The following is a 17,660-nucleotide window of genomic DNA, read 5'->3' on the forward strand; positions in this document are numbered from 1 at the left end:
CAACGCCTATTAGATCGCCGGCTCCGCCTGAAGCCGAGGGATCAGGCGAATGGCAGGTTCGATTTGATCCGGTAGGTGTCCGTCTTGTCCACCTCCGCCGACTTCGCCATATGGCGTTTACGCTTGGCGCTTTTCGAGGAGAGAAGATGCCTGCGGGAGGCGTGTTGACGCCGGACCTTGCCCGTCCCGGTGATTTTGAACCGCTTCGCCACAGATTTTCGAGTTTTGCTCCGCGCAATCGCTTTCGGCATAAGGGGCGGAAGATAGAGGCAGTTTCGCATCCTGACAACCGCTTTCCGGGAACAAATCGCTCGCTTCCCATTCCCAACATAGGAAGTTGCGCCGATGGAGAACGCGAATCCGCGGAAACCGCACGTCGTGATTGTCGGCGCCGGATTTGGCGGCTTGGAGGCGGCCAAAATGCTGACCAAAGAAGCCGTCCAGATGACGGTGATCGACCGGACAAATCACCATCTATTTCAGCCGCTTCTTTACGAGGTGGCCACGGCAGCGCTTTCGCCCGCGGATATTGCCGCGCCAATCCGGGGGATTTTGGGCCAGTGCAAGAACACCGAGGTTATCCTGGCCGAAGTCAAGTCGGTCGACGTGGCAGCCAGGACAGTTAGCCTCGGCGACCGGCAAATCGGATATGATTATCTCATTCTCGCGACGGGCGCGCGTCATTCCTATTTCGGCCACGACGAATGGGAGAAATTGGCGCCCGGATTGAAGAGTCTCGAGGACGCGGTGGAAATCCGGCGGCGCTTGCTCCTCGCCTTTGAGTACGCGGAAAAGATTACGGACGAAGCGGCGAAAGCGGCGGCCATGACTTTCGTGATTATTGGCGGCGGGCCGACCGGGGTTGAAATGGCGGGAGCGATCGCCGAGATCGCCCGTTACACGCTGGACAAGGACTTTAAGCACATCGATCCATCGAGCGCGCGGGTCGTTTTGGTTGAGGGCGACGAACGGGTGATCTCCAGTTTCCCGGAAGACCTTTCCGCCAGCGCCTTAAAGCAGCTCCAGGATCTCGGCGTCGAAGTGCGGACTGGAATTCACGCCAAGAATCTCACCGAGGAGGGCCTGGAAGTGGGAGACGAATTCATTCCCTGTCGCGTAAAGATTTGGGCGGCCGGGAACACCGCTTCGTTCGTGGGGAAAACCATGGGCGTTCCGGTTGATAAGGCAGGCCGCGTGATCGTGAACTCGGACTTGAGTATCCCGGGTCATCCCGAAGTGCAGGTAATCGGCGACCTGGCCAGCTTCACGCCGCAGGGTGGCAAACCTTTGCCGGGCGTTTCTCCGGTGGCGATGCAGCAGGGCCGGCACGCCGCGCGAAATATCATCGCCATGATGGAGGATCGAAAGCCGCAACGCTTTGTTTATTGGAACAAGGGAAGCATGGCCACGATTGGCCGGAACAAGGCGGTGGCGGACCTCAATTTTGTCCACTTTAGCGGGTGGCTAGCCTGGCTGGCCTGGCTTTTCGTTCACATCATTTTCCTGGTCGGCTTTCGCAATCGCATTGCAGTGCTCATGCAATGGGCCTGGGCTTACGTGACGTTCAACAAGGGCGCGCGGCTCATCACCCGGAACTTTCAGTCTGAAGGCCGGCCACTTTAGCGGCGAAGAGCTAAATGCTTCATCCTTTTCGTATCGCCGTGGTCGGCTCCGGAGCCATTGGCTGCTATTACGGAGCGAAGCTCGCCCATTCCGGACGGGACGTGCACTTCCTGATGCGCGGCGATGTGGAGGAAATCCGCGAGTCCGGGCTCAGCCTTCGGAGCACGGAAGGAAATCTGCAGGTGCCGAAGATCAAACATTACGCTTCCAGCAGCGCGATCGGTCCGTGCGATCTCGTTCTGATAGCGGTGAAGGCGACTTCCAACGCAGATCTCGTGGAGTTGATTCCGCCGTTGCTCCACGAAAAAACAATGCTGCTGACGCTGCAAAACGGTCTCGGCAACGAAGAATTTCTCGCCGGACATTTCGGAGCGGATCGTGTTCTCGGCGGGCTTTGCTTCGTTTGTCTCAATCGCGTTTCGCGAGGGGTGATCGAAGAATACGGTCACGGACATCTGACCATCGGCGAATTCAACGGTGGCCCGCTCCCCCGCACTCACGAGGTGGCTTCGGAGTTCCAGGAAAGCGGCGTCGTTTGCCGGGTTCTGGACAACCTGTTGCTCGAGCGCTGGCGCAAACTGGTTTGGAACATTCCGTTCAACGGTCTCACAATCACGGCCGGCGGCATCGATACGGCCGCGGTCCTGGCCGACGATCACCTGCGCGAGGCCACCCTGGCTCTAATGGACGAAGTCATCGCGGCCGCGAATGCCTGCGGATATGCGCTGTCAGCGGACGCTGCCGCGGAGCAGATTAGGCGGACCGAAGCGATGGGCGCTTACAAGCCCTCTACGCTGATTGATTTTGAGGCCCGCCGTCCCCTGGAGATTGAGCCGATTTGGGGCGAACCGCTGCGACGTGCCATGGCTGCCGGTGCCGTCACTCCGCGGTGGCAGGAGCTGTACACTTCGCTAAAAGAGATTGCGGCATCTCAACCTCGATCGCGGGAGCGCTCCCATGCCTGATCGAGAGCCAACGATCACAGTCTGGAACCGGCAACGCATTGTGCCGATCAAGCTCGTCGCGCTTCAGGACTTCGCGCAGCGCGCGTTGCGGCAATGCCTGAAATTATCGGGCCGGAAGTCCGGGATTCTGACAGACCTTCAGGAACTAAACGTCATCCTGGTTTCCGATCGGCGAATGGCGGAATTGCATATTCGTTTTCTCCAGCAACCCGGGCCTACCGATGTGATCACATTTCAGCACGGTGAAATTGTCGTCAGCGCAGAGACAGCGCGAAACCAGGCCCGCGGCTTTAGTACATCGCTCGAGCACGAGGTCCGGTTATACATTGTCCATGGCTTGCTTCATTTGCACGGCTTCGACGACAAGACTCCGGCCGGGGCCGCAGAAATGAAGCGCATCCAGGAAAAACTGATGGCTTCCTGCCGCTAAGGGCGTCCGGTTGAACCGAACCCAGCCTGTGGTAGCCTTAAGAATGAGTGGGCGGCCACGCGAGGGATGGCGAGGGTAGCTCCGGGCAACTGATTCCAACGCAACCGTTTTGCCCCGATGTCCAGTTCCTTTGTGTCAGGAGTAGAAAATCCGGCGATCGAGCAGGAGACTCGCGCCGAGGAAGAAATCGATCTCCCCTGGCAAGTCGTCGTCCACAATGACCCGGTCAATTTGATGAGTTACGTGACGATGGTTTTCCAAAAAGTCTTCGGGTTAACGAAAGAAAAGGCGGAGCGCCATATGCTCGAAGTCCATCAACTGGGCCGTTCCATCCTGTGGAGCGGAATGCGGGAGCGCGCCGAGCTGTATGTCCAGCAGCTGCACGGCTACCTGCTCCTGGCTACGCTCGAACGGACCAACTGAAATGGAGTTTCGCCGCCAGGACGATTGCATCGAGATTTCCGAGCTCGATCCGTTTCTGGCTGAGCTGTTACGGCAGATTCCGGAAAGCACGAACACCGAGGGAGCGGAAAGCGCTCACCAGCGTCTTTTCAGTTCGCCAGCGCCGGCCTCAGAGCGGGAGCTTTGCGCTGAGTGGAAGGTTTACGTCGAGCCGGAACTACGGCGACTTTTTCAGACCGCTACGGAAACGGTGGCGGCCGATCTCCAGCAGCTCAACGGAAGCACAAAGCCATTCGCCAATTGCACCTTGCGCATCCCGGCCGCCAATGCCGAGGCATGGTTGAACGCCTTGAATCAAGCCCGTCTGGTTATCGCCGCGAAATACAACTTTACCGACGGCGAGCTTTGCGATCATTACCGGTCGCCCATCGGATCACGCCGCGATCTCGGTCTTTTCCAGGTAAACTTCTACGGCTTTCTGCAGGAGTTTATTTTGCAGGAACTGCAAATCTAGCCGGCTCCCCGCGGCAGGGGCCCGTTCATGGCAATGGGCCGGATCGGGTTATGCTTGCCGGTTGCGGACCATCGTCATCAAACGCTCTTTCAGGGCGTCGGATGACTTGGCGGGCCGGAGACTGAGCGCGAAGGCTTCATGCATTGAGTAGCACTCGGTTATGTAGTCTTCGCCCTTTTGTCCGAGGTCCTTCCGGGCTTGCTCAAACTCCTCAAGCTCTTCTGGTTCAAGCGCCCCAATCACATACAGACGCGCCTTGTTCTGGAAGTCGTCAAAGCTCATCTCGTAGCTCCTTAAGGCCGTCATATATCTTTTTCAGGCCCAGTTCGAGGCGTGTTTTCACTGTTCCCAACGGAGTATTCGTTTTTGCGGCGATTTCGCGCTGACTCATGCCGCGAAAAAATGCATAATTTATGGCCTCCTGTTGGGCGGGGGGGAGGGTGCTGATCACCCGCCGGACCAGGACGCGGGTGTCGCTGAAGGCGATCTCCTCCTCGGTGGCGTTATGGACCCAGGCCTCGGGCTGCTGCTCGGTTTCACTCTGGAGGCGTTCTCCAGCGCGGGCGTAAGCCTGCTTTTTCCTCAAACCGTCGATCGCGCGGCGGCGGGCGAGGGTAACCATCCAGCCGAGCGGTTTCCCTTTTTGGGCGGAGAAGTTCTTAGCCTGGTTCCAGATCTCCATGAAGATTTCCTGCAGCAGATCGTCTGCCTCGGCTTCGTTGTGGATCACGCGCAGGATCAGCGCCTTGAGAATGCCGTTGTAACGATCGTACAAAAGCGAAAGCGCTTCGGGATCCTCGCGTTGAATGGCGTTCATCAGCTCCAGGTCGGTCGGCGCGCCCGGCTCCAACGGCGGTGCGGCTGCCGGCATTCGCGCGGCCGGCGCTTCGTCAGCTCCGGTCGTGGAAGTGAATTCTAGAGCCATGGTTTATTGATCTCCATTTCCCTTTTGGCCAGTGCGTTCCCTCTCATGAAGTAGGGACATCTAGCGGCAACTGCCAATGCCGTCCAACTGTATTCAGCTTGACCCCTCGGACGCGCGCGGGCTAGCGTCTGCACAACAATTCCGCCAAGAAAAATCTGATGATCATCATGCGCTCACTCGTTCTCGCGACTGCAATTTTCCTCACCGCCGCTCTCGTTCGAGCGCAGGATGCGGCGTCCACGCCCTTCCTTCAGAGGAGTCCAGCCGCTCCGGTGGAAACGCCCTCGCCTTCGCCCTCGCCAAAACCGAGACCATCGGCGAGCGCCATCGCCAAGCCGAGCGCCTCGGTCAAGCCGCTCGAAACCGCTTCCCCCGAGCCGTTCGAGATGGCCACTCCTCTTCCGAGCCCCTTCGAGAGCTTGTCGCTCCTGCCGGCCGAAACGCCGGCTACCACGCCCATCACGATCGCGACTCCGAAGACATCGGTCACGGACTCGATTACGACACCACCCACCGCAAACACACCTCGGTCCGTTCCTGCCTCGACTCCAGCGGCGGACACACTCTCCGCGACCACCCCTCGCCCGGTCGTTCCCTTGAGTCCCCCGCCGAAGGTCACCGCGCCCACCACCCCCCGGCCAATTACCACGGAAACTTTCGCCCCGACCGGTCCCTTTCCGCCCAGAACAACGCCGCCGGTGATCTCCACTCCCCGGCCGAGCCCGACTCCAAGACCGAAAGCCACCGCGACTCCCACTCCGAAGCCAACCGCCACTCCGAAGCCAAAGCCGACGGCCACTCCGAAGCCGACCCCCAAGCCAACTCCAGTTGCGACCCCCACGCCGACTTCGGTGCCAAAACCGACCGCAATGCCTTCGGCGAGCCCCACTCCGAAGGCATCGCCAAGTGTTGATGTCTCCGCCGCGGACGATGGATCGGTGGCGTCGAAATTGAAGAGCTTGGAATCACATTGGGAGGCGGCACTCCTGACTCACGACACGTCCGCCATCGAAAAGATGGTCGCGGACGATTTCATCGGGACCTCCTCCAGCGGCAAGACGGGGGATAAGGCCACGCTTCTGGCCGAAGCGAAACGAGACAACAACACTTACACCTCTGCCGTCTCGAGCGACATGACGGTTCGCACCTTTGGGCCCAACGTTGCGGTCGTCACCGGCATCGCCAAAGAGACCGGCAAGACCAAGGGCGGCAAGTCGTTCTCACACACCTATCGGTTTACCGACACTTGGGTGGAGCGAAACGGCGAATGGCAATGCGTCGCCGCGCACGCCATGGCCATGCCGAAGAAGTAATTCTTCTGTAGCCGCTTCGCTGTGCGAAGCGCGAGGGAAATCGTCGCTGATAAGAACGTCGCCCACAGGGCGACGGCTACAGAAGAGGATCAATGCAATTGCGCGTCCAGCCTTCTTGCGCCAACTGTCTAGTCTCATGGCGAACCCGACCCAGGTTGATGACGTGCTTTGGTACAAAGACGCCGTCATCTACGAGCTCCATGTCAAAACGTTCCACGACAGCGATGGCGACGGGATTGGCGATTTTCGCGGGCTGATCGAGAAGCTCGATTATCTTCAGGAACTGGGCGTCACCGCGCTTTGGTTGCTTCCGTTTTATCCGTCGCCCATGCGCGATGATGGATACGACATCGCCGATTATTACGACGTAAATCCGAACTTTGGCACCCTCGACGATTTTCGCGCCTTCCTGGACGCGGCCCACGATCGCGGTTTGCGCGTTATCACGGAACTCGTCATCAATCACACCTCCGACCAAAATCCGTGGTTCCAAAAGTCGAGGCGCGCCGGGCGGGGCTCGCGCGAGCGTGAGATGTATGTCTGGAGCGATACGCCGGAGAAGTACAAGGAAGCGCGGATCATCTTTAAGGACTTCGAGACTTCAAACTGGGCCTGGGATCCGGTCGCTAAAGCGTATTACTGGCACCGCTTTTATTCACATCAGCCTGACCTGAATTTCGACAATCCCGAAGTCCACGAGGCCGTGGAGAAGGTCCTCGATTTTTGGCTCAACCTGGGTGTCGACGGATTGCGTCTCGACGCTGTCCCGTACCTTTACGAGCGCGAAGGAACCAGCTGCGAAAATTTGCGGGAAACGCACGAATACCTGGTCAAACTGCGGGCCCACGTCGACGCAAAGTTCAGCGGCCGAATGCTGCTGGCCGAAGCGAATCAATGGCCCGAGGACGCCGTCGCCTACTTTGGGAGAGGCGACGAGTCGCACATGAATTTCCATTTCCCCCTTATGCCGCGGATGTTCATGGCGCTCCAAATGGAGGACCGGTTTCCGATCATCGACATCCTCGATCAGACGCCGGCGATACCGGACACCTGCCAGTGGGCGATGTTCCTGCGCAATCACGACGAGCTCACGCTTGAAATGGTGACCGACGAGGAGCGCGATTACATGTGGCGCGTTTATGCGAACGATCCCACGGCGCGGATCAATCTCGGCATTCGCCGGCGGCTCGCGCCCCTCCTGGCCAACAGCCGCCGCAAGATCGAGCTCCTCAACATCCTTCTCTTCTCGATGCCGGGCACGCCGGTCTTGTACTACGGCGACGAGATTGGGATGGGCGACAATTTTTACCTCGGCGATCGCAACGGTTGCCGCACGCCGATGCAATGGAGTCCGGACCGCAACGCGGGGTTCTCAAAGGCAAACCCCCAGCAGCTCTATTTGCCGATCACGATCGATCCGGAATACCACTACGAAGCGATCAACGTCGAAAACCAGCAGAAGAACCTCTCGTCCCTGCTCTGGTGGACCCGGCGAGTCATCGCCATGCGCAAGAACTTTCGAGCGTTTTCCCGCGGGTCGCTCGAATTCCTTCATCCGGAGAATAACAAGGTGCTCGCCTTTCTTCGGCGTCACGAAGAGGAGACGATCCTGGTGGTCGTCAATCTCTCGCGCTTCGCTCAGGCGGTGGAGCTCGACCTCTCTCGCTTCAGCGGTTGCGCGCTAATGGAGGTTTTTAGCCAGAACTATTTCCCACGCATCGGGAAATCGCCGTACGTCATCACGCTGGGTCCTCATTCGCATTACTGGTTTGTTCTCCGCTCGGAACCGGCTGCGTCGGTCGCTTCCAAGGAACGCAGGATCCCCGCCCTGGATCCCGCCCCGACGGTGGACGCGCTTCTGGATAATGGACAGCGTTCGCGAATCGAGCGTGAGGTCTTGCCGATTTACATTCGTAATTGCCGCTGGTTTGGCGCGAAGGCGCGAACGTTGCGCGAGATGCGGATCGTAGAGCAAATCCCCATCTCAGATAAGCAGGAGGCCGCGCAAATCTGGTTCGTCGAAGTCAGTTATCTCGACGGACCGACTGAAACGTATGCGCTCCCAGTCCAGATCGCGCGGGACGATGCGGCCCGCGCCATCGAGCGCTCCGCTCAGCACGCAGTGATCGCCCGTCTCCACGGCGAGAGCGATGCGATTTTGTATGACGCGATTTACGACGAGTCATTTCGCCGCGGCCTGTTCACGCTGATGACCGCGAGCCGGTCCGTGCCTGGAGCGAAGGGGAGTGTCGCCGGGCTGACGAGCACGGCTCTGCCGGAAGATGCGCGGTCTGCGGTGCCAGCGTCTCAGCCGCTCAGCGCTGAGCAAAGCAATTCATCGATGCTTTTCGAGAATCGGTTCTTCCTGAAGCTCTATCGGAAACTCGAGGACGGCGTTAACCCCGATGTCGAGGTCACGCGGTTTCTGACCGAGCGTGCGAAATTCCCGAATGTCCCGGCGTTTCTTGGCGCCATCGAATATCGCCGGAACAAAACCGCCCCGACCGTTGTTTGCCTGCTCCAAAGCGCGGTGGCGAATGAAGGGGATGCCTGGACGCTGACCCTCGATGCCGTGGGCCGTTATTACGAGCGGGTCCTGACCCGAAAAGCAGATTTACAAAGCCAGACGACCCCGCCTGGTCCGCTTCTCGAAGAATTAATCGGCGGAATCTATCCCGAGAAAGCAAAACTGCTCGGCCGCCGCACGGGGGAACTTCACCAGGCCCTCGCCAGCAGCGCCGACGAACCTGGCTTCGCCCCCGAGAATTTCAACGCGATGGCGCAGCGCTCTGTTTACCAGAATATGCGCGCCTCGTTGCGCCGGGCCTTTGCGTTGCTCGAAAAGAAAATGCCGACGCTGCCTGATGCTTTTCGAAACGAAGCGGCCGAGGTCCTCTCCGCGGAAAAGAAAATACTCGCCCAGGAACAGCGCATTCTCGATCGACGTGCGAACGCGACCAAGATCCGGATTCACGGCGACTATCACCTCGGCCAGGTGCTCTCCACGGGAAAGGATTTTGTCATTCTCGATTTCGAAGGTGAGCCCGCCCGCGCGTTGGGTGAAAGGAAATTGAAGCGGTCGGCGTTGCGGGACGTCGCCGGGATGATGCGCTCATTCCAATACGCCGCTTACAGCGCGCTCTGGCAACCGGCGATGCGGGTGGAGGACGTTCCTTTTCTCGAACGCTGGGCCGACCTTTGGTATCGCCAGATGAGCAGCACGTTTTTGCAGAGTTATCTCAACGCCACCGATGGGGCGCCGTTCATTCCCTCCGATCAGGGCGACTTTGAGATTCTGCTCGAGGCCTACCTGCTGGATAAAGCGGTTTACGAAATCGGTTATGAGCTCAATAACCGTCCTGATTGGGTCGTTATTCCTGTCCGCGGGATAAAGCACATCCTGGGCGCCATTTAGCCGCCGGAGCGAACCAAGGTTCTCCCCGGGCGAACGATGTCGGTTTGCGTCCCGAAACCAATTTTCTCTCGCGCACCGGGGGGTTCTCCGTAGCTTGTTCGACCCGCATGGATGCAGAATTGGAAAAGCTCGTTGAATCAGGAAAGCTCACCGCCCGCCAGGCGGACCAACTCGAAAAACTCCAGCCCGGCACATTTTGTTTGCACAAAAGCTGGGGATTCGGCCGGGTGGCGGAGTGGAATCTTCTCCTCAACCAGATCCTGATCGATTTTCCGGGGAAGAAGGCGCATCCGATGCAGCTTTCCTATGCGTCGGAAAATCTGACGGTGATTCCGCCGGAGCATTTTCTCGCCAAGAAAGCTAACGACCTCAGCGGAATCAGGGAGCTGGTGAAAAAAGATCCCACGGCGGTCATGCGCAACATTCTCGAAAGTCTCGGGGGATCGGCCACCCTGACGCAGATCAGCCAACTGATGCTGGGCGATATTTTTAGCGAGCCGGAGTGGAAGCGCTGGTGGGATTCGACCAAGAAGCTCCTGAATAAGGAAGGCTACTTCTTTATTCCGACCAAGAAAAACGAACCGATCCAGTTGCGAGGCGAGAAGGTGTCGCGAGCGGATGAGCTGATTGCATTCTTTAAACAGGCCCGCCAGCCGAAGGAGCAGGCCGCCGCGCTCGATCAGATCATTAAGTTCCACAATGAGTTCGACAAACCGGAGGCGCAGTTACAGCCGATCGTTAACACGATTGAAGAAGCCGCGGCGCGCAATCAACGGCTGAATCCTGTGCTGGTTTTCGAACTCGTGATGGCGCGCGACGATTTGCTGGAGCGCAGCCCAAAGCTCAAAACCACGAATCTCAGTCTTACGCTGGCTCGCCTGATCGCGGACGAGGAAACCCGGCTCATCACGATTCTGCCCAAGCTTCCGGCCTCCAAGGAACGTCGCGTCCTGCAGGCCCTGCCGGCTGCGCTTGGCCCGACTTGGACCACGCGCGCCCTGCAACTCATGCAAAGCAATCACGCTCGAGTGGTGCTGCAGTTGCCGCGGGTCTTTGCCGAAAATGGACGACAGGACGAATTGCGCGCCTTTTTGCAGCGCGGCATTCGTGAGCATTCGGTGACGAGCGAAACGCTCGTCTGGCTTTGCAAGGAGCGCGCCGGAGAATGGCGCGACCTGATCACTCCCGACCTGCTCGGTGCGATCCTCTCGGCGCTCGAACGCGACCAGCACAACGAAACCAGCCGCGGAAGCAAACTGCGCGATCTCCTGCTCGACGATCGCGAATTGATTCCCGATATTTTCGACGGCGCGGAAGTGAGCCTCGCCCGGGACGCCATGCGCCGCCTGATGTTGACCCCGGTATTCGACGAGCTGACGAAACGCTCGCTCCTGGCGCGCATCATTAAGCTTTATCCTGAGCTGGAGAGCGTGATCACCGGCGAGCAAAAGGAAGAGAAGAGTGCCGCGCTGGTAGTCTCCTGGAGCAGTCTTGAGAAACGCAAAGCGGAATACGAAGAGCTCGTGAACAAGAAAATTCCCGAGAACAGCAAGGAGATCGGCATTGCTCGTTCCTACGGCGATCTCCGCGAGAACTTCGAGTTCAAGGCGGCGAAGGAAATGCAGGCCGTTCTAATGCGGCGCAAGTCGGAATTGGAAATTGCGCTTCACAACGCGCGGGGAACCGCCTTCGAAAGCCCCGACACGTCGCAGGTCTCCATCGGCACCGTGGTCGGTTTGCGCGAGGCGGACACCGGCAAGGAAGAAACCTATTCGGTCCTCGGCGCGTGGGACGGCGACCCGGATCGCGGCATCATTTCGTATCAGACGGCAATTGGCCAGGCGTTGCTCGGCCACAAGCTCGGCGAAATAGTCACGCTTACCGACGAGCATGAGACTCGCCGTTTTGCCATCATCTCCATCGATCCTGCGCCGATTGACGTGACGCCGCCCGATCCGTCCCTGACCGAAATCACCGCCGAGCCAGTCGCTGCGGAGTAGCTCTCAGTAGGGCCACAGCCGCAGTGCTGGACACTGCCAATCCTCTCGCGCAAAATTGGTCTCATCATGACCGACCCAATCCTGATCGCTCAAGGTAGAGAACCGATTTATCTCCTGCCGAAAATGGCGAACCGCCACGGTCTCATCGCCGGCGCCACCGGAACTGGCAAAACGGTGACCCTGCAAACTTTGGCTGAGAATTTCAGCAGTCGCGGCATCCCGGTCTTCATGGCTGACGTAAAAGGGGATCTGGCCGGGATGAGCCAGGCCGGAGGTAATAATCCCAAGGTCGTCGACCGCGCGAAGGAGCTCGGGATCTCCGATTTCAAAGGCGAAGCGTGTCCCGTTGTTTTCTGGGATGTCTTCGGTGAGAATGGTCACCCGGTCCGCGCCACCGTTTCCGAGATGGGGCCGCTTCTCTTGGGGCGGCTGATGAGTTTGAATGATACCCAGGAAGGCGTGCTCAACATGGTGTTTCGCATCGCCGACGAAAACGGCCTGCTCCTCCTCGATTTGAAGGACCTGCGCTCGATGCTCCAGTTCGTCGCGGATAACGCCGAGCAGTTCAAAACCAAATACGGCAACGTCTCCGCCGCGAGCGCCGGCGCGATCCAGCGTAGTCTCCTCGAGCTCGAGACCCAGGGCGCGGACAAGTTTTTCGGCGAACCGGCGCTCGATCTTGACGATCTGATCCAAACGCAGAGCGGCCGCGGGGTCGTCAACATTCTCGCCGCGGAGAAACTAATGCAGCAGTCGCCGAGGGTTTACGCGACCTTTCTGCTTTGGCTGCTGTCGGAGCTTTTCGAGCGTCTGCCCGAAATCGGCGACCCGGAAAAACCAAAATTAGTCTTCTTCTTCGACGAAGCGCATTTGATCTTCTCCGACATCGAGCCCGCGGTGGAACAAAAAATCGAGCAGATGGTCCGGTTGATTCGGTCGAAAGGGGTTGGCGTTTATTTCGTGAGCCAGAATCCGCTCGATATCCCCGACGTCGTCCTCGGGCAGCTCGGCAATCGGGTCCAGCATGCCTTGCGCGCATTTACCCCGCGCGATCAAAAGGCGGTTACGGCGGCGGCGCAGACATTTCGCCAGAATCCCAAACTCAAGGTCGAAAAAGTTCTCACGGAGCTTGGGGTAGGCGAGGCGCTCGTCTCGACCTTGGATGAAGAAGGCAAACCAACGATTGTTGACCGCGCGAAGATCGTTCCGCCGCGGAGCCAGGTAGGCGCTATCACACCCGAACAACGCAAACAGATCATCCAGTCGTCCAGCATTGCCGGGCATTATGAAAAAGCCGTGGACCGCGAGTCGGCCTACGAAAAATTGCAGGCACGCGCGACCGACAAAGCGGTGACGGCTGGCGCGCCGCCCGCTCCGACTCCCACCTCCACGGCGCCGACGGCTCCTGGCAGTGAGGGCGCGCAGCCATCGATTTTCGACACGATTAGCGGAGCCTTCAAGCCGACCATCGGCCCTCGTGGCGCCGTCCATGATTCGTTCGCCACGAGCATGCTCAAAAGCGCTACCCGCGCTGCGACCAGCCAGATGGGCCGTCAGATCGTGCGCGGCATTTTGGGCAGTTTTCTCGGAGGGAAGGGGAGGTAGGGACGGCGCGTTGCGCCGTCCCCCAAGGAGGGGCGCTTTCCCGTTTCGACAGGCTCAAGGCCCTGAGTCCAACCGAAGGGCAAACCGCCCCCTCTTCAAACGCGGTCTATTGACCGGCGTTCCTTGATTACTTCTTCGGCGCAGCGCTTGGGCTTGCGGCTGCCTTGTCGTCTTTCTTGGCCGATTTGTCCGCCTTGGCTGCGCTCTTCACTTCAATTTCCTTCGCAGTCATGGTGTACATGATTGTCACCTTGTCCCCGACTTTGAGATCGCCCGTCACTTTCGTGCTGGAATCGCGTGCTACCTCAAACTTTTCCTTGCCCTTCATCACGGTGATCATGCTGTCATCTACCGCGGTGACAGGTCCCGTGACCTGGTAACTCGAAGGGCTGCCGGCGAAGACTAAGCCGCTCAGAGCAATGCTCCCTGCGGCCATCAAACTGAACAGTGTTCTTTTCATAGCTTTATAGAACGCTGGAAGGGCAAAACTATTCAAGCTTTTCGAGAGGTGGAGGTTAGGCTTCCAGCCTGACTCGGCCGCCAGGCTTCCAGCCTGTTCGCTCTGGCGCTTTCCATTTGCGCCGATCGCTCTACAATTCCGCCGATGCCTGCTGTTTCCATGGGAGAAATCGTCGATGTGGTCGGTGGCCAGTTCGCTGGTCCGCGCGATCAATCCATCGCATCGGTAGCGCCGCTGGCCTCGGCTGCGGCGGACCAGCTTAGCTTTCTCAGCAATCGCAAATACGCCGCCGAACTCGCCGCCACCAAGGCTGGCGCCATTCTCGTTCCTCGAAAACTCGAAGGTGACGATCCTCGCTGGATTAGGGTGGATGATCCGTATTTCGCTTTCGCGAAAGTCATGACGCGCTGGTTCTCGAACCGCCCGGTGCCCGCAGGAATTTCGTCCAGAGCCGTCGTCGCTTCATCCGCGAAGCTCGGCGAGAATGTCACCCTCGGTCATTTCGCCGTCATCGGTGACGACGTCGTGATCGGAAACAATGTCACCATTTTTCACGGTGTTTCCATTGAGGCGGGCTCCGTGATTGGTGACGACTGCATTATTTATCCGAACGTCGTCATCTATGACGGCACGCGCATCGGCCGGCGTTGCATCATTCACGCCGGTGTCGTCATCGGGTCGGACGGCTATGGCTTCGCCATGCACGAGGGGAGACATCACAAGATTCCGCAGATCGGGATTGTTCGAATCGAGGACGACGTCGAGATCGGTTCCGGCACGACCATCGACCGCGCCGCCCTGGGCGAAACCGTCATAGGCGAGGGGACCAAGATCGACAACCTGGTCCAGATCGGCCACAACGTGAAGGTCGGGAAGCATTGCCTCCTCGTCTCGCAAGTCGGCATTGCGGGTTCCACCGAGCTGGGCGACCACGTTTTCGTCGCGGGTCAAAGCGGCTTTTCCGGCCACCTCAAGATTGGCCATCGGGTTCAGGTCGCCGCCAAGAGCGCGGTGCTGGCCGATGTGCCCGACGACACCAAAGTCATGGGCTCGCCGGCAATGCCCTTCACCGAATTTGCCCGGCGCCACGCCGCCGTAAAAAAGCTGGCGCGGAAAAGCAAGTAAGTCGCTCTTCCAATGTGGAAGGCGCCTTTGGGTGGCACCCGGTCGGGGCGCAAAGCCCCTCCGACATTTTCAGACTTTGCCTGCCTTGACCGTTAACGGCCAAACCACGCGCCGCGGTTCGTCTCCCCAAGCCCTCCGCAATTCTTCCTCGACGTCTTCCAAGGGGTCGCGCTTCTCAGTCGCCAAGAACCGCTGTGTCGCCGACCACGTTCTGAGATAGCCAAGCAGATGCACAAAGCTCCATTCCGCTCTCATTTCAAACCAGGGCGGCGCAATCTGCTCAAACCCAAACGGCAGATCTTCGAACTTCTCGACCAGCCCTCGTTCCGCCGGCCAATACGGTCCAACGACTTTGGAATAATAATGATTCACCACCGCGTCGATCGCCGGCGAGACCGTGGCCAGCTTGTAGGCCCACGCCACCACGATTCCTCCCGGCTTCAACACTCGCCACGCTTCAGTCTCAAATCTTTCCAGATCGAACCAGTGCAAAGCCTGCGCGACCGTAACCAAATCGACGCTCTGCGATTCAAGCCCGCTCGCCTCCGCCGTCGCCACGCGATATTCCACTCGAAGATGTCGCTCGGCATTGGCAATCTGTGTCTCGCTCGCGTCCGTAGCGATGACTCGCTCGAAAACCTCCGCCAGCTCAACCGCCGCCTGTCCGTTTCCCGTCGCGCAATCCCAGGCTACTTCCCTGGCCGCCGCAATCGCCCCCAGCCACCGAAACAACTCCTTCGGATACCGCGGCCGAAACCGGGCGTAATCCGCCGCCTGCTTCGAAAAGTGATCTTTGAATTCGAAGTTGGACGTTGGGCGTTCGACGTTGGACGTTTTCTTATTCTCCCTTCGGCGCGGCCATCGTCCTAACCCCGACCCGCGCGAGGTATTCATCCGCCTGCAAGAGATTGCTTCCCGCCCGCTGCACAATCTTCAAGAGATTATCCATCGACGAAACCTCCTCGAGCTGCTCCGTCAGGAACCACTGGAGAAAATTGATCGTGATGTAATCGTTCTCCGCCCGCGCCAGCTCGACCAGCGCATTGATCTGGTGCGTCACCTTGACCTCCTGGTCGAGCGAAAGCTTTACCGCCTGCTCCGGATTTTTGAATTTCGACTCCGGCGCATCGATCGCCGGAATCACCACATGCCCACCGGCATCAACGACGTATTTAATGAAGCGCAGCGCATGTTCCTTCTCCTCCTCCGCCTGCTGGAAAAAATGGGTCGACAACTGCGGCAATGCCTCCTCCGCGAAATGCGCCGCTATCGCGTAATACTGCATCGAGGCGCTGAATTCGTACCCGATCTGTTCGTTGATCGCCTTGATGACTTTTTTACTTGTGAGCATGAGCGGCCTTTCGTGAGTTGACGTTATTTCTTTAGTGCAGATGAGAGCGGAATCAATCCGGAGTAGGGCTAAAATTCATCCACCACGAATCACTTAGGTCGGACGAGAATCTTTTCTGAGGACGAAAATGTTCTCGTTTACCACCGAAACGGCGGCTTCGACCGAAAACGGGGCCATCTCTGCAGCAGCCTCGAGCAGAGCCTCAAACCCGTTTCGCGTCCAAGCGTGAAAGTGAATGTCGAGCTCCTGCCAGCGCCTAGCTCCCTCCTCCACCTGCCACTGGATTTCAGCCTCCGAATAGTGTTCGCCTGTAAGATAGGATGCACAAAACGGAGATGTTCTTCGTAGGCGGACCGAGTGGTGCCGGCTCCGCCGTCCGCAAAATCGGCCCGGATATGATCGAGAGTCGTTTCGGGACGATTGCGGTCAAAAATGAAATGCATATCCGGCACGATCAGAATGTGAACTCCGTGGGGTTTCAAGACCCGGATCGCGTTGACGATTGAACCCATGGGGTCCCTGAGGTGTTCGATGACGTGCGCTGATATGACGAAGTCGAGGCTGTTCGGCTCCGCCTCGGCGAATATTTGCGCGTTGATGTGGACGCCGATGGCACCGGGAAGGGACGCACTCCTGCGCCGACTTCGATGCCCCGGCCGGTCAGATATGAGGCGCCGATCGCCGTCCGAACCCGCAGGATTTCGGCGACGTCGCTCGGTAACTCGGTCGAACTCGAACATTCAGGCGCGGGGCTGGGGGAGTGGAATGCGAGCGGTTCAAACGCTGGGGCGGGGCGGCACGCGCCAGCGGGGTCATGAGTTGTCATTTCTTTTCCGGCGAGGATTTAGGAATCAGTGTCCATCGGTCAGAGGAGACGTTATTTGAGATCAAGGAGGTCGCCAAAGCGAAACGCCCGGCACATTTTCACATGCCGGGCGCTTCGTTCTGGCGACGTCCTACTCTCGCACAACCTGTCGTCGCACTACCATCGGGGCTGCAGCGTTTCACTTCCGTGTTCGGAATGGGAACGGGTGGGTCCACTGCGCTAGGGTCACCAGAAGGCTGACGCCTTCGATTGCAGATTGAAGATTTTAGATTGCAGATTGTTCTGCAATCCTCCTCAACGTTGCGTCAGAGTTTCTGGCGATCGTCGTCGTTAATCTGTCTAAAGAACCAATTTCAAATCTGCAATCTGAGATCTGAAATCTGCATTTCACCGATTCTCTGAAATCTACATACAGGAAGCTTTCCAACTTCAAGGCTTCGTTTTATTAATTTTTAGAAGTCATTCCTCTCTGTTGGCCGCTCCGCCTTGCGGCGGAACGGGGTAACAGAAAAGTAAATGACCAAGCCGGACGAGTTATTAGTATTACTTGGCTGAACGTGTTGCCACGCTTACACCAGTAACCTATCAACGTGGTGGTCTACCACGACTCTTCAGGGAGAACTCATCTTGGGATAGGCTTGGCGCTTAGATGCTTTCAGCGCTTATCCTTTCCGAACATAGCTACCCAGCACTGCCGTTGACACGA

The 17,660-nt window shown here is 58.4% G+C and carries 18 protein-coding genes and 2 rRNA genes; 11 read left to right on the forward strand and 9 right to left on the reverse strand.

Annotation, left to right across the window (positions count from 1 at the left end):
- Positions 1–41: 41 nt before the first annotated feature.
- The gene (rpmI, locus tag VJU77_08075) at positions 42–251 is read right to left on the reverse strand and encodes a 50S ribosomal protein L35 (GenBank protein ID HKP03311.1); all 210 of its coding nucleotides are present in this window, start codon (positions 249–251) and stop codon (positions 42–44) included.
- A gap of 94 nt (positions 252–345) precedes the next feature.
- Between rpmI and VJU77_08080 the strand changes: the two genes are divergently transcribed.
- From VJU77_08080 to VJU77_08100, 5 genes are all read left to right on the forward strand, one after another.
- On the forward strand, positions 346–1,623 hold the full coding sequence (locus tag VJU77_08080) for an NAD(P)/FAD-dependent oxidoreductase (protein HKP03312.1): 1,278 nt from the start codon (positions 346–348) through the stop codon (positions 1,621–1,623).
- Between the two features lie 14 nt (positions 1,624–1,637).
- Entirely contained in the window at positions 1,638–2,588 is a 951-nt protein-coding gene (locus VJU77_08085; protein ID HKP03313.1) for a 2-dehydropantoate 2-reductase, read from the forward strand.
- Positions 2,581–3,018: an rRNA maturation RNase YbeY gene (gene ybeY / locus VJU77_08090; protein HKP03314.1), complete on the forward strand. Its 438-nt coding sequence runs from the start codon at positions 2,581–2,583 to the stop codon at positions 3,016–3,018. Before VJU77_08085 ends, ybeY begins: the two co-directional genes overlap by 8 nt.
- A gap of 117 nt (positions 3,019–3,135) precedes the next feature.
- Entirely contained in the window at positions 3,136–3,441 is a 306-nt protein-coding gene (gene clpS / locus VJU77_08095; protein HKP03315.1) for an ATP-dependent Clp protease adapter ClpS, read from the forward strand.
- 1 nt (position 3,442) lies between these two features.
- Positions 3,443–3,934 carry a DUF2017 family protein gene (locus VJU77_08100; protein ID HKP03316.1) on the forward strand — a complete coding sequence of 164 codons (492 nt, stop codon included), beginning with the start codon at positions 3,443–3,445 and terminating at the stop codon, positions 3,932–3,934.
- Between the two features lie 48 nt (positions 3,935–3,982).
- On the opposite strand, the gene VJU77_08105 is transcribed toward VJU77_08100, so the two are convergent.
- From VJU77_08105 to VJU77_08115, 3 genes are all read right to left on the reverse strand, one after another.
- Positions 3,983–4,216: a hypothetical protein gene (locus VJU77_08105; GenBank protein HKP03317.1), complete on the reverse strand. Its 234-nt coding sequence runs from the start codon at positions 4,214–4,216 to the stop codon at positions 3,983–3,985.
- Positions 4,206–4,859 carry a sigma-70 family RNA polymerase sigma factor gene (locus VJU77_08110; GenBank protein HKP03318.1) on the reverse strand — a complete coding sequence of 218 codons (654 nt, stop codon included), beginning with the start codon at positions 4,857–4,859 and terminating at the stop codon, positions 4,206–4,208. Before VJU77_08110 ends, VJU77_08105 begins: the two co-directional genes overlap by 11 nt.
- A gap of 250 nt (positions 4,860–5,109) precedes the next feature.
- On the reverse strand, positions 5,110–5,748 hold the full coding sequence (locus tag VJU77_08115) for a hypothetical protein (GenBank protein HKP03319.1): 639 nt from the start codon (positions 5,746–5,748) through the stop codon (positions 5,110–5,112).
- Here VJU77_08115 and VJU77_08120 point away from each other — a divergent pair.
- The 4 genes from VJU77_08120 (at position 5,729) to VJU77_08135 (ending at position 13,192) form a co-directional block, all read left to right on the forward strand.
- Positions 5,729–6,172 (forward strand): nuclear transport factor 2 family protein, encoded by a 444-nt coding sequence (locus VJU77_08120; GenBank protein HKP03320.1) that lies wholly within the window; start codon positions 5,729–5,731, stop codon positions 6,170–6,172. The genes VJU77_08115 and VJU77_08120 overlap by 20 nt on opposite strands.
- Before the next feature lie 136 nt (positions 6,173–6,308).
- Positions 6,309–9,587, forward strand: coding sequence for a maltose alpha-D-glucosyltransferase (treS, locus tag VJU77_08125; GenBank protein ID HKP03321.1), 3,279 nt, complete (start codon positions 6,309–6,311; stop codon positions 9,585–9,587).
- Positions 9,588–9,694: 107 nt separating this feature from the next.
- Positions 9,695–11,587 (forward strand): GreA/GreB family elongation factor, encoded by a 1,893-nt coding sequence (locus tag VJU77_08130; protein HKP03322.1) that lies wholly within the window; start codon positions 9,695–9,697, stop codon positions 11,585–11,587.
- A gap of 66 nt (positions 11,588–11,653) precedes the next feature.
- A complete protein-coding gene (locus tag VJU77_08135) occupies positions 11,654–13,192 on the forward strand; it encodes a helicase HerA-like domain-containing protein (protein HKP03323.1) in 1,539 nt (512 codons plus the stop codon).
- Positions 13,193–13,319: 127 nt separating this feature from the next.
- Here the strand turns inward: VJU77_08135 and VJU77_08140 are convergent, their stop codons facing one another.
- The gene (locus VJU77_08140; GenBank protein ID HKP03324.1) at positions 13,320–13,652 is read right to left on the reverse strand and encodes a hypothetical protein; all 333 of its coding nucleotides are present in this window, start codon (positions 13,650–13,652) and stop codon (positions 13,320–13,322) included.
- 144 nt (positions 13,653–13,796) lie between these two features.
- On the opposite strand from VJU77_08140, the gene lpxD reads away from it, so the two are divergent.
- Positions 13,797–14,777, forward strand: a complete 981-nt coding sequence (gene lpxD / locus VJU77_08145; GenBank protein HKP03325.1) for a UDP-3-O-(3-hydroxymyristoyl)glucosamine N-acyltransferase — start codon at positions 13,797–13,799, stop codon at positions 14,775–14,777.
- Positions 14,778–14,846: 69 nt separating this feature from the next.
- On the opposite strand, the gene VJU77_08150 is transcribed toward lpxD, so the two are convergent.
- Together VJU77_08150 and VJU77_08155 are read right to left on the reverse strand one after the other, a co-directional pair.
- Entirely contained in the window at positions 14,847–15,671 is an 825-nt protein-coding gene (locus VJU77_08150; protein ID HKP03326.1) for a class I SAM-dependent methyltransferase, read from the reverse strand.
- Positions 15,616–16,128, reverse strand: a complete 513-nt coding sequence (locus tag VJU77_08155; protein HKP03327.1) for a ferritin — start codon at positions 16,126–16,128, stop codon at positions 15,616–15,618. Before VJU77_08155 ends, VJU77_08150 begins: the two co-directional genes overlap by 56 nt.
- Before the next feature lie 320 nt (positions 16,129–16,448).
- Between VJU77_08155 and VJU77_08160 the strand changes: the two genes are divergently transcribed.
- Positions 16,449–16,634 (forward strand): hypothetical protein, encoded by a 186-nt coding sequence (locus VJU77_08160; GenBank protein ID HKP03328.1) that lies wholly within the window; start codon positions 16,449–16,451, stop codon positions 16,632–16,634.
- Positions 16,635–17,071: 437 nt separating this feature from the next.
- On the opposite strand, the gene rrf is transcribed toward VJU77_08160, so the two are convergent.
- Both rrf and VJU77_08170 read right to left on the reverse strand, forming a co-directional pair.
- Positions 17,072–17,187 (reverse strand): 5S ribosomal RNA (gene rrf, locus VJU77_08165).
- 283 nt (positions 17,188–17,470) lie between these two features.
- A 23S ribosomal RNA gene (locus VJU77_08170) occupies positions 17,471–17,660 on the reverse strand; the annotation flags it as partial.

It is taken from the genome of Chthoniobacterales bacterium, from assembly GCA_035274845.1.
Taxonomy (GTDB): Bacteria; Verrucomicrobiota; Verrucomicrobiia; order Chthoniobacterales; family UBA10450; genus AV80.

Coding starts and splice junctions, on each gene's coding strand:
- rpmI (HKP03311.1), bottom strand. CDS start 251: ATGCCGAAAGCGATTGCGCGGAGCAAAACTCGAAAATCTGTGGCGAAG.
- VJU77_08080 (HKP03312.1), top strand. CDS start 346: ATGGAGAACGCGAATCCGCGGAAACCGCACGTCGTGATTGTCGGCGCC.
- VJU77_08085 (HKP03313.1), top strand. CDS start 1,638: ATGCTTCATCCTTTTCGTATCGCCGTGGTCGGCTCCGGAGCCATTGGC.
- ybeY (HKP03314.1), top strand. CDS start 2,581: ATGCCTGATCGAGAGCCAACGATCACAGTCTGGAACCGGCAACGCATT.
- clpS (HKP03315.1), top strand. CDS start 3,136: ATGTCCAGTTCCTTTGTGTCAGGAGTAGAAAATCCGGCGATCGAGCAG.
- VJU77_08100 (HKP03316.1), top strand. CDS start 3,443: ATGGAGTTTCGCCGCCAGGACGATTGCATCGAGATTTCCGAGCTCGAT.
- VJU77_08105 (HKP03317.1), bottom strand. CDS start 4,216: ATGAGCTTTGACGACTTCCAGAACAAGGCGCGTCTGTATGTGATTGGG.
- VJU77_08110 (HKP03318.1), bottom strand. CDS start 4,859: ATGGCTCTAGAATTCACTTCCACGACCGGAGCTGACGAAGCGCCGGCC.
- VJU77_08120 (HKP03320.1), top strand. CDS start 5,729: ATGCCTTCGGCGAGCCCCACTCCGAAGGCATCGCCAAGTGTTGATGTC.
- treS (HKP03321.1), top strand. CDS start 6,309: ATGGCGAACCCGACCCAGGTTGATGACGTGCTTTGGTACAAAGACGCC.
- VJU77_08130 (HKP03322.1), top strand. CDS start 9,695: ATGGATGCAGAATTGGAAAAGCTCGTTGAATCAGGAAAGCTCACCGCC.
- VJU77_08135 (HKP03323.1), top strand. CDS start 11,654: ATGACCGACCCAATCCTGATCGCTCAAGGTAGAGAACCGATTTATCTC.
- VJU77_08140 (HKP03324.1), bottom strand. CDS start 13,652: ATGAAAAGAACACTGTTCAGTTTGATGGCCGCAGGGAGCATTGCTCTG.
- lpxD (HKP03325.1), top strand. CDS start 13,797: ATGCCTGCTGTTTCCATGGGAGAAATCGTCGATGTGGTCGGTGGCCAG.
- VJU77_08150 (HKP03326.1), bottom strand. CDS start 15,671: ATGAATACCTCGCGCGGGTCGGGGTTAGGACGATGGCCGCGCCGAAGG.
- VJU77_08155 (HKP03327.1), bottom strand. CDS start 16,128: ATGCTCACAAGTAAAAAAGTCATCAAGGCGATCAACGAACAGATCGGG.
- VJU77_08160 (HKP03328.1), top strand. CDS start 16,449: ATGCACAAAACGGAGATGTTCTTCGTAGGCGGACCGAGTGGTGCCGGC.